Below are 8,993 nucleotides of genomic sequence, written 5' to 3'. Positions count from 1 at the left end.
AACTCCATCGCCGAGGCCCCCGCCGGCCTCTGCGACGACTTCAGCACCCCCGACCACCCTGATGAGTCGATCCCCGTTAAAGACAACGGCCGTGGCATCCCGGTAGACGTGCACAAAGAGGAAGGCGTTTCCGCCGCCGAGGTCATCATGACCGTCCTGCACGCTGGCGGTAAGTTCGACGACAACTCTTACAAGGTATCCGGTGGCCTGCACGGTGTAGGTGTGTCGGTTGTGAACGCGTTGTCCAAAGAACTGGTCCTGACCGTTCGCCGCAGCGGCAAGATCTGGGAACAGACCTACGTCCACGGCGTACCTCAGGCGCCGATGGCGATCGTTGGCGACAGCGAAACCACCGGCACCCAGATCCACTTCAAGCCTTCGGCTGATACCTTCAAGAATATCCACTTCAGCTGGGACATCCTGGCCAAGCGTATTCGTGAACTGTCCTTCCTCAACTCCGGTGTCGGCATCGTCCTCAAGGATGAGCGCAGCGGCAAGGAAGAGCTGTTCAAGTACGAAGGCGGTCTGCGTGCGTTCGTTGAATACCTGAACACCAACAAGACTGCGGTCAACCAGGTGTTCCACTTCAACATCCAGCGTGAAGACGGCATCGGCGTGGAAATCGCCCTGCAGTGGAACGACAGCTTCAACGAGAACCTGTTGTGCTTCACCAACAACATTCCGCAGCGCGACGGCGGTACTCACCTGGTGGGTTTCCGTTCGGCACTGACGCGTAACCTGAACACCTACATCGAAGCGGAAGGCCTGGCGAAGAAGCACAAAGTCGCCACCACCGGTGACGATGCCCGTGAAGGCCTGACTGCGATCATCTCGGTGAAGGTGCCGGATCCGAAGTTCAGCTCGCAGACCAAAGACAAGCTGGTCTCTTCCGAAGTGAAGACCGCGGTCGAACAGGAAATGGGCAAGTACTTCTCCGACTTCCTCCTGGAAAACCCGAACGAAGCCAAGCTGGTTGTCGGCAAGATGATCGATGCCGCTCGCGCCCGTGAAGCCGCGCGCAAGGCCCGTGAGATGACCCGCCGCAAAGGCGCGCTGGACATCGCCGGCCTGCCAGGCAAGCTCGCTGACTGCCAGGAAAAAGACCCGGCACTGTCCGAACTGTACCTCGTGGTAGGTGACTCCGGGGGGGGCTCTGCCAAGCAGGGACGTAACCGCAAGACCCAGGCGATCCTGCCGTTGAAGGGCAAGATCCTCAACGTCGAGAAGGCCCGTTTCGACAAGATGATCTCTTCCCAGGAAGTGGGCACCTTGATCACCGCACTGGGCTGCGGTATCGGTCGCGACGAGTACAACATCGACAAGCTGCGTTATCACAACATCATCATCATGACCGATGCTGACGTCGACGGTTCGCACATCCGTACCCTGCTGCTGACCTTCTTCTTCCGTCAGTTGCCGGAGCTGATCGAGCGTGGCTACATCTACATCGCTCAGCCGCCGCTGTACAAGGTCAAGAAAGGCAAGCAAGAGCAATACATCAAAGACGACGACGCCATGGAAGAGTACATGACGCAGTCGGCCCTGGAAGATGCGAGCCTGCACCTGAACGAAGAAGCCCCGGGCATTTCCGGTGAAGCGCTCGAGCGTCTGGTGAACGACTTCCGCATGGTGATGAAGACCCTCAAGCGTCTGTCGCGCCTGTACCCGCAGGAACTGACCGAGCACTTCATCTACCTGCCGGCCGTGAGCCTGGAAAAGCTCGGCGACCATGCAGCGATGCAAGAGTGGCTGGCCCAGTACGAAGCGCGTCTGCGTACCGTGGAAAAATCCGGTCTGGTCTACAAGGCCAGTCTGCGTGAAGACCGTGAACGTGGTGTGTGGCTGCCAGAGGTCGAACTGATCTCCCACGGCCTGTCGAACTACGTCACCTTCAACCGCGACTTCTTCGGCAGCAACGACTACAAGACCGTCGTCACCCTCGGCGCTCAGCTGAGCACGCTGCTCGACGAAGGCGCGTACATCCAGCGTGGCGAGCGCAAGAAAGCGGTCACCGAGTTCAAGGAAGCCCTCGACTGGCTGATGGCTGAAAGCACCAAGCGCCATACCATTCAGCGATACAAAGGTCTGGGCGAAATGAACCCGGATCAGCTGTGGGAAACCACCATGGACCCAAGCGTGCGCCGCATGCTGAAAGTCACTATCGAAGACGCCATTGGCGCAGACCAGATCTTCAACACCCTGATGGGTGATGCGGTCGAACCTCGCCGTGACTTCATCGAGAGCAATGCGCTGGCGGTTTCTAACCTGGATTTCTGATCCTCGTTTGCGTCAAACAAGAAGGCCAACGCATTGCGTTGGCCTTTTTATTGGCAGATCAAAAGATCGCAGCCTGCGGCAGCTCCTACAGATAATCAATGTAGGAGCTGCCGCAGGCTGCGATCTTTTGATCTTCTATTCGGATGCTGCCGCCACACTCTCCAACCGATACCCATACCCATAAATGGTCAACAGCTGCCAACCCCGATCCGCCGTCAGCCCGAGCTTGTTCCGCAGCCGATAGATATGCGTATCCAACGGCCGCGACGAGGCCATCTCCTCATGCGGCCAAAACCGTTCATACAGATAATCCCGCGACAACGGTCGACCCAGGTTGCTGAACAAACACCGCGCCAGTCGATACTCGCGCTCGGTCATGACAATCGGCTTTCCCTCGCGGGTGACAGTCAGCTCAGCGTCATCAAACGTCAGGTCATTAAAGCTCAGCACTTCCGTCGCCGCCGCCCGTTGCTGGCTATGCCGCCGCAATACCGCAGCCACCCGCGCTTTCAACTCATTCGGCCGAAACGGCTTGCTCACATAATCATCCGCCCCGGCATTCAACGCCTGCACGATATCGCTCTCGCCATCGCGGCTGGTCAGCATGATCGCCGCCGGTGGCGCTTCCATGTGTTCGCGGGTCCAGCGCAGCAGGGCCAGGCCGGTGAGGTCGGGCAGTTGCCAGTCGAGGATCAGCAGGTCGAAGGTTTCCCGGCGCAGTTGCCGTAGCAGGTCTTCACCGCGCTCGAAGCTGTGCAGTGACCACGGCTGTTCGCCGGCATCGGCCATTTGCTGCAGGGTTTGCTCGACCCGGCGCAGTTCGGCGGGTTCGTCGTCCAGTATCGCAACGCGCATACGCGGTGATTCCTTGTTGCTTGGGCAGTTGGCGGACAACCATAGTCGCTCGGCCCTCGCTATGAAAGTAAGCAGCCGCCGTCGGTCGACGTCCGCTATGATTCTTCGGTCTACGTCTCAGACCTGTGGCCTATGAAACCATTCACACTGCCCTGCCCTTTTTCCTCATGAACCCTGATCGTCGGCGTGAAAGCCGAGAGCCGAGCCAGGTGCAACGCCTGTTTCGCCAGTTGGTGCGCGAATGGTTGTGGATAAGTCTAGTGCTGTTGCCGCTGACTGCGCTGTTGTCTTATCGCGCACAGATCAACTTGCACGATTCGTCTGCGGCCATGGGCGCCTTGTTGTCGGTCGCCTTGGTGGCCGGCAGTCTTGGCCTGCTGTTGTGGCGTCCGCGCTGGGCACTCTGGGTCACGTTGATCGGCATGGCGTGCGCGCTGCTGGCCAGTGCAGGTTTAGCGGAAATGCGCCGTTGGTGGTCGCCGACACCCGCAGTGCTGGGCATGTTGTTTGGCTATCTGATCTGGAACTGGCGGCGCCTGAGCGTGGTGCTGACCTATTTCGGTTGGGAACTGGCGCGGCTCGACAGCGAACCGAAGGTGTTCCCCGAACGCCGTCGCTCGCAATTCACCGGCGCTGATCGTTTGCAGGGCCAGATCATGGCGCTTGAGCAAGCCATGAGCCGAACCCGCGATACCCGACGGTTTATTGCCGACGGCCTGGAGTACCTTCCGGTTGCCACACTGATCAGCGATCCCAAAGGGCAGATATTGTTGGGCAATCGCAAGGCTCGCCAGCTCTTCGATAACAACCTGGTGGGGGATGACGTACTTGCACAACTCGCACGTCTTGGTTACCCGGAATTATCCACAGAGCAGCGTCCGCCATTGTCCGCCCTGCCGCTGTTGGAGTTCCGTGATCACAAGGAGCGCAGCCTGCGTCTGGAGCGGGCCGCCCTGCTGCCGGTGGACGGTGACACGCCGATCGGTTGGCTGCTGAGTCTCACCGACCTCAGCGCTGAACGCGCGGCCGAGGAGCAACGCAGTGTGTTGTTGCGCTTTCTTTCCCATGACCTGCGCGCGCCGCACTCTGCCATCCTCGCCTTGCTCGATGTGCACCGTCATCAAGTCGGGGCCGATGCGCCGTTGTTCGAACAAATCGAACGCCAGGTGCGTCGCGCGCTGGATCTTACCGACGGTTTTGTTCTGTTGGCGCGGGCTGAATCCGAGGCGTACCAATTTCAGCCGACGCTGTTCGCGATGCTGGTGCTGGATGTGCTGGATCAGGCGTTGCCCATCGCCCAGCAGAAACGCATCGAGCTGCTGCATGACATGGATGAGGAATCGCAGGAACGTCTGATCAATGCTGACCAAGGCTTGCTGACTCGCGCGCTGTTCAACCTTTTGGAGAACGCGATCAAGTACAGCCTGGCCGACACCACGATCACCCTGCGCGTCTGTTGCCGCGAGGAGTGGTTGCACTGTGAATTGATCGATCAAGGCAAAGGCATCGCCGCCGATGAATTGCCCGATCTTTTCAGTCAGTACCGACGCTTTTCCTCAGCCCAAGGCATCGACGGCGTTGGCCTGGGCTTGTCGATGGTCAAAGCGGTGGTCGACCACCATGGCGGCAAAATCGAATGCCTGAGCGTGGTCGATCAAGGCACCACGTTCCTATTTGAGTTGCCGCTGATTCACGAGTGAACAGGCACAAAAAAACCGGCTATATCGGCCGGCTTTTTTACATCCTAAAAAAACTTATGCACCTTTTACGGTCTTTTATGAGCTTGAGAAATATATAAGTAAATCAATTACTTAATTTCAATAATCAGGCCTTTTCAGCAAAACCGTACACAGGTTATCCACAAAATCTCAGACAGCGATCTGATCATTTGCCGCGGGTGCCTGCGGGGCCGGTGGCAGAGAGCCCATTTCGCGTTGAGTCTTCTCGTTCCAGGCTTGCACCCGGTCGTTCAACTCGGCGATGGCGCGCGGGCCTGTGCCTTCGGCGTACATCGGTTCACCGATGACCACAGTGATCACGCCGGACTTTTTGCCCCAGCCGACTTTCGGCCAGAACTTGCCGGCATTGTGTGCAATCGGCAGTACCGGAAGCGCCGCATTCACCGCCAAAGCGCTACCACTGCGGGAGAACTTGCCGACAGTGCCAAACGGAACGCGTGTGCCTTCCGGGAAGATCAGCACCCAAACGTTGTCCTTGAGCAGCTCATCACCCTTGGCAGCGACTTGTTTCAATGCAGCTTTCGGGTTGTCGCGGTCAATCGCGATAGGCCGCAACATGGCCATGGCCCAGCCGAAGAACGGTACATACAGCAGTTCGCGTTTGAGCACTTGGCTCAGCGGCGAGAAATAAGCGGAGAGAAAGAACGTCTCCCAAGTGCTCTGGTGGTTCGATTGAATCACGCAGGGCCGGTCAGGCACGTTTTCCGCGCCTTTGATTTCGTAACGGATACCGAGAAACACCTTGGTCAACCACAAGGCGCAACGGCACCAGTACACGTTGATGAAACGATAACGCGCCTTGAATGGCAAAAACGGCGCGATAAAAAAACTCAAGCTGCACCACAGCAGGGAGGTGGTGCCCAGCAGCAGGTAAAAGAGAAAAATTCTGATGGCCCGCAGTATCGACATAGTGACGTTTACCGTTACGGGGCAATGCCCGAGTGTTCAAGCGCACTCCCGATCAATCCCTGGTCAGGAACTTCAGAAGTACTCTAGTTGTGGATAAGTTCTGCGGCAATCGCCGCCAGATCGTCAAAAATCAGAGTGCCCACCGGCAGGGTTTTGCCCTGAGTCTTTTCGCCTTTTCCGGTCTTTACCAAAACTGGCTGTGAATCGACGGCTTTGGCGGCCTCCAGGTCACCAAGGCTGTCGCCGACGAACCAGACATTGGCAAGCGTGACGTTGTAATGCGCCGCGATGGTTTTCAGCATCCCCGGTTTCGGCTTGCGGCAATCGCAGCCTTCGTCCGGCCCATGCGGGCAATACACGATCAGCCCGACCTCACCGCCCTGCTCCGCCACCAACTCGCGCAATCGCGCGTGCATGGCATCGAGAGTAGTGAGGTCGTAATAGCCGCGAGCAATGCCCGACTGGTTGGTGGCGACTGCCACCGTCCAGCCGGCCTTGCTCAACTGCGCAATCGCCTCGATCGAGCCGGGCAACGGCATCCACTCCGCCACGGACTTGATGTAAGCGTCGGAGTCGTAATTGATCACTCCGTCCCGATCGAGAATCAGCAGTTTCAACAGCAATCCCTCAACCCAGCAGCGAAATGTCGGCAACACCGAGGAACAGGCCACGCAGACGCGCCAGCAGCGCGTAACGGTTGGCTCGTACATTGGCATCGTCGGCATTGACCATCACCGCGTCGAAGAATGCATCCACCGGCTCGCGCAAGGCGGCCAGGCGTGCCAGCGATTCGTTGTACTGACGCGCCGCAGCCATTGGCTGTACCGCTTGATCCGCTTGCTGGATCGCCGAGTACAGCGAGAACTCGTTGGCGTTGTCGAAGTACTTCGCTTGTACCTCAGTCGGTACCGCGCCTTCGAGTTTGCTCAACAGGTTCGACACACGCTTGTTCACTGCCGCCAGCGCTGCCGCTTCCGGCAGTTTGCGGAACGCTTGCACCGCTTGCACACGCTGATCGAAGTCCAGCGCCGAACCCGGCTTCAGCGCACGTACCGACAGGTAAGTGGCGACTTCAACGCCTTCGTCTTCATAACGCGCACGCAGACGGTCGAAGATGAATTCCAGCACGGACTCGTTGAGGCCGGCAGCCTTGACCTTGGCACCGAACGCGGCCACGGCGAACGCCACGGCATCGTTCAGGTCCAGATCAAGTTTCTTCTCGATGAGGATACGCAGAACACCCAGAGCCGCACGGCGCAGGGCGTACGGGTCTTTGCTGCCGGTTGGCAGCATGCCGATACCAAAGATACCGACCAGGGTGTCGAGCTTGTCAGCGATCGCGACGGCCGCACCGGTCAGGGTCGCCGGCAGTTCTGCACCGGCACCGCGTGGCATGTATTGCTCGTTCAGCGCCAGCGCGACGTCTTCCGGCTCGCCGTCATTGAGGGCGTAGTAGTAACCGGCGACACCTTGCATCTCCGGGAACTCGCCAACCATTTCAGTGGCCAGGTCGCACTTCGACAGCAGGCCCGCGCGAGCAGCCCACGACGCGTTGCCGCCAATGCGTGCGGCGATGTACGCAGCCAGTTTTGATACGCGCTCGGCCTTGTCGTAGACACTGCCGAGTTTTTCCTGGAACACCACGTTCTTCAGGCGATCATTGAAAGCTTCGAGTTTCTGCTTCTTGTCTTGCTTGAAGAAGAACTCGGCGTCGGTCAGGCGTGGGCGAACCACTTTTTCGTTACCGGCGATGATCTGCTGCGGGTCTTTGCTTTCGATGTTGGCCACAGTGATGAAACGTGGCAGCAACTTGCCGTCGGCATCCAGCAGGCAGAAGTACTTCTGGTTGTCCTGCATGGTGGTGATCAGCGCTTCCTGCGGCACGTCGAGGAAACGTTCTTCGAACGAGCACACCAGCGGCACCGGCCATTCAACCAGCGCGGTCACTTCGTCGAGCAATGCCGGCGGAACGATTGCCGTGCCTTCCTGACGGGTGGCCAGCTCTTCGGTGCGCTTGCTGATGATCTCGCGACGCTCGTTGGCATCGGCCAGCACATAAGCGGCACGCAGGTCGGCGAGGTAGCTCGACGGCGAACCGATGCGCACGCTTTCCGGGTGATGGAAGCGGTGACCACGGGAATCACGGCCAGCCTTTTGCGCGAGGATGGTGCAGTCGATGACCTGGTCACCGAGCAGCATCACCAGCCATTGGGTCGGACGCACGAACTCTTCCTTGCGCGCACCCCAACGCATGCGTTTCGGGATCGGCAGGTCGTTCAGCGAATCTTCGACGATGGTTGGCAGCAGGCTCGCGGTCGGCTTGCCGGCGATGCTCTGGCTGTAACGCAGTTTCGGGCCGCTCTGGTCGATTTCGCTCAGATCGACGCCGCACTTCTTGGCGAAACCCAGGGCTGCCTGAGTTGGATTGCCTTCAGCGTCGAACGCCGCCTGACGTGGCGGGCCATCGAGATTGATGCTGCGATCCGGCTGCTGGGTCGCCAGCGCAGTGATCAGCACAGCCAGACGACGCGGCGCGGCGTAGACGGTTTTGGTCTCGTAGCTCAGGCCAGCGGCTTGCAGGCCCTTGTCGATACCGGCGAGGAACGCGTCAGCCAAGGTGTTCAGGGCTTTCGGTGGCAGTTCTTCGGTGCCCAGTTCAACCAGAAAATCTTGCGCACTCATTGTGCTGCCTCCAGCTTGGCCAGTACTTCGTCACGCAGGTCCGGGGTCGCCATCGGGAAGCCCAGCTTGGCGCGTGCCAGCAGGTAGGCTTGCGCAACGGAACGCGCCAGGGTGCGTACGCGCAGAATGTATTGCTGACGCGCGGTCACCGAGATCGCCCGGCGCGCATCCAGCAGGTTGAAGGTGTGCGAGGCCTTCAGGACCATTTCGTAGCTCGGCACCGGCAGCGGCTGGGAGTTCGATCCGCTTGGCTTCGCTTTCATAGAAGTCGAACAGTTCGAACAGCTTGTCGACGTTGGCGTGTTCGAAGTTGTAAGTGGACTGCTCCACTTCGTTCTGGTGGAACACGTCGCCGTAGGTGACTTTGCCCATCGGGCCGTCAGCCCAGACCAGGTCGTAGACCGAATCCACGCCTTGCAGGTACATGGCCAGACGCTCGAGGCCGTAAGTGATCTCGCCGGTCACCGGGTAGCACTCGATGCCGCCCGCTTGCTGGACGGACGGGAACTGTGTGCCTTCCGGGCGGGGCGG

At 59.2% G+C, this 8,993-nt stretch carries 6 protein-coding genes and 1 pseudogene; 2 read left to right on the top strand and 5 right to left on the bottom strand.

Going from position 1 to position 8,993, the window contains the following annotated elements:
• On the top strand, window positions 1-2,277 hold a 2,277-nt coding region (locus ACIPZE_RS23560), incomplete at its 5' end, for a DNA gyrase subunit B (protein WP_400775615.1).
• A gap of 135 nt (window positions 2,278-2,412) precedes the next feature.
• On the opposite strand, the gene ACIPZE_RS23555 is transcribed toward ACIPZE_RS23560, so the two are convergent.
• Window positions 2,413-3,132 carry a response regulator transcription factor gene (locus tag ACIPZE_RS23555; RefSeq protein WP_283438229.1) on the bottom strand — a complete coding sequence of 240 codons (720 nt, stop codon included), beginning with the start codon at window positions 3,130-3,132 and terminating at the stop codon, window positions 2,413-2,415.
• Between the two features lie 167 nt (window positions 3,133-3,299).
• Between ACIPZE_RS23555 and ACIPZE_RS23550 the strand changes: the two genes are divergently transcribed.
• Window positions 3,300-4,832 (top strand): ATP-binding protein, encoded by a 1,533-nt coding sequence (locus ACIPZE_RS23550; RefSeq protein ID WP_400775611.1) that lies wholly within the window; start codon window positions 3,300-3,302, stop codon window positions 4,830-4,832.
• A gap of 168 nt (window positions 4,833-5,000) precedes the next feature.
• Here the strand turns inward: ACIPZE_RS23550 and ACIPZE_RS23545 are convergent, their stop codons facing one another.
• The 4 genes and pseudogenes from ACIPZE_RS23545 to ACIPZE_RS23530 form a co-directional block, all read right to left on the bottom strand.
• Window positions 5,001-5,780 (bottom strand): 1-acyl-sn-glycerol-3-phosphate acyltransferase, encoded by a 780-nt coding sequence (locus tag ACIPZE_RS23545; protein ID WP_283438227.1) that lies wholly within the window; start codon window positions 5,778-5,780, stop codon window positions 5,001-5,003.
• An 83-nt stretch (window positions 5,781-5,863) separates the two neighbouring features.
• On the bottom strand, window positions 5,864-6,403 hold the full coding sequence (gmhB, locus tag ACIPZE_RS23540; RefSeq protein WP_283438226.1) for a D-glycero-beta-D-manno-heptose 1,7-bisphosphate 7-phosphatase: 540 nt from the start codon (window positions 6,401-6,403) through the stop codon (window positions 5,864-5,866).
• A 4-nt stretch (window positions 6,404-6,407) separates the two neighbouring features.
• Entirely contained in the window at window positions 6,408-8,462 is a 2,055-nt protein-coding gene (gene glyS / locus ACIPZE_RS23535; protein WP_400775607.1) for a glycine--tRNA ligase subunit beta, read from the bottom strand.
• Window positions 8,459-8,993, bottom strand: a pseudogene (locus ACIPZE_RS23530) (glycine--tRNA ligase subunit alpha); the annotation flags it as partial. The gene glyS and the pseudogene ACIPZE_RS23530, both read right to left, overlap by 4 nt.

Source organism: Pseudomonas sp. NPDC089741, assembly GCF_044748825.1.
Lineage (GTDB): Bacteria > Pseudomonadota > Gammaproteobacteria > Pseudomonadales > Pseudomonadaceae > Aquipseudomonas > Aquipseudomonas helmanticensis.
Note: the sequence above shows the minus strand (reverse complement) of the source record. Positions and strands in the feature narration are given on the sequence as shown.